The following is a 1,462-nucleotide window of genomic DNA, read 5'->3' as shown; positions in this document are numbered from 1 at the left end:
CTTGGGTTCTAGTGATCCCCGCAACACCCTGGCTATCAGGGAGTTGCGGGGATCATGGTTTCTGCGGAGTTGAAGGAGCTGTTTTTCGAGGCGTTGGACCGTGAATACGGCAACGTGACAGCAGCGGCGCGCAGTGTGGGAGTCAACCGTGCCACGGCATATGGGTGGGTTCGTCGAGCCGGCTTACGTGGTCGCGGCAAACGGGGCACTTCCGGGCATCCGGGACGCGCTCGCTATGACGCGCTGCGCGCTGCCGGTGTCGGCCGCCGTGAGGCTGCCAAGCAAGTCGGAGTGCACATCCGCACCGCCCGGGACTGGGATAAAGGGATCCGCAAGATCGGCAACGCGCGCCTCCACCCCGATGGCCGTCGGATCGACTACAAGACCGGTGTGACCACTGTTGACACGCGACCGTCACTGGCCCGGATCGAAGCCCCACTGCATCCTCGGTTTCTCACCTTGTCCGAGCGGGAACAGATCGCCGACATGCGTCGCGCCGGCGACTCGCTGCGGGAGATCGGGCGCCAGCTGGGTCGGCCGGCATCGACGATCAAACGAGAAATCGACGCCTACTCCGTTTCTGGGGTGTATCGCCCTCATCGAGCCCAAAGAGACTGGGCAAGTTCGCGTTTACGACCAAAAGACTCCAAGCTGGCGGTCGGTGGACCGTTGCGGGATTACGTTTCGAACAAACTCGCCGAGCAATGGTCTCCCGAACAGATCAGTCACACTTTGATCATCGAATTCCCCGATGACGAGGCGATGCGAGTGAGTACCGAAACGATCTATCAGGCGATCTACGTCCAAGCCCGGGGCGGGTTGCGCCGCGAACTCGCCGACGCGTTACGCACCGGCCGCACCCACCGCAAACCTCACCGGTCCCCAGATCGACGCACCACCCGGTTCGTCGACGAGATGGTGATGATTTCCGATCGACCGGCCGAGGTCGAGGATCGGGCTGTGCCCGGTCACTGGGAGGGTGACCTCATCGTCGGCAGCCGGTCGGAATCAGCCATCGTGACGTTGGTCGAACGCTCGACTCGCTATGTGCTCCTCGGTCATCTACCCGGCGAGCACACGGCCGAAGCAGTCCGTGACGTACTGATCCCGCTGATCGGTTCTCTGCCCGAGCACCTGCGGGGATCGTTGACCTGGGACCAGGGCTGCGAGATGGCCGCCCACAAGCAGTTCAGCATCGCTACCAATGTGCCCGTCTACTTCTGCGACCCGCATTCACCCTGGCAGCGAGGCTCGAATGAGAACACCAATGGGCTACTGCGCCAATACTTTCCGAAGGGCACCGACCTGTCGGTGCACACTGCCGCAGACCTCGAACTCGTCGCCCAACGACTCAACAGTCGACCACGCAAAACGCTCGACTGGAGAACCCCAGCCGAGCGTCTGCGTGATTTACTTGTACCCGTCTAACCAACCGGTGTTGCGAGGACCCCTAGAATCCGCC

Annotated in this window: 1 protein-coding gene; it reads left to right on the top strand. The window is 62.3% G+C overall.

Features of this window, described 5'->3' with window-relative positions; all coding sequences use genetic code 11:
* The first annotated feature begins 291 nt into the window (after positions 1 to 291).
* Complete coding sequence (locus tag NWF34_RS25210) at positions 292 to 1,428, top strand: IS30 family transposase (RefSeq protein ID WP_231499083.1); 1,137 nt, start codon at positions 292 to 294, stop codon at positions 1,426 to 1,428.
* The last annotated feature ends 34 nt before the right edge of the window (positions 1,429 to 1,462 follow it).

This window comes from Gordonia sp. GONU, assembly GCF_024733855.1.
In the GTDB taxonomy this organism is placed as follows: Bacteria; Actinomycetota; Actinomycetes; order Mycobacteriales; family Mycobacteriaceae; genus Gordonia; species Gordonia amicalis.
Note: the sequence above shows the minus strand (reverse complement) of the source record. Positions and strands in the feature narration are given on the sequence as shown.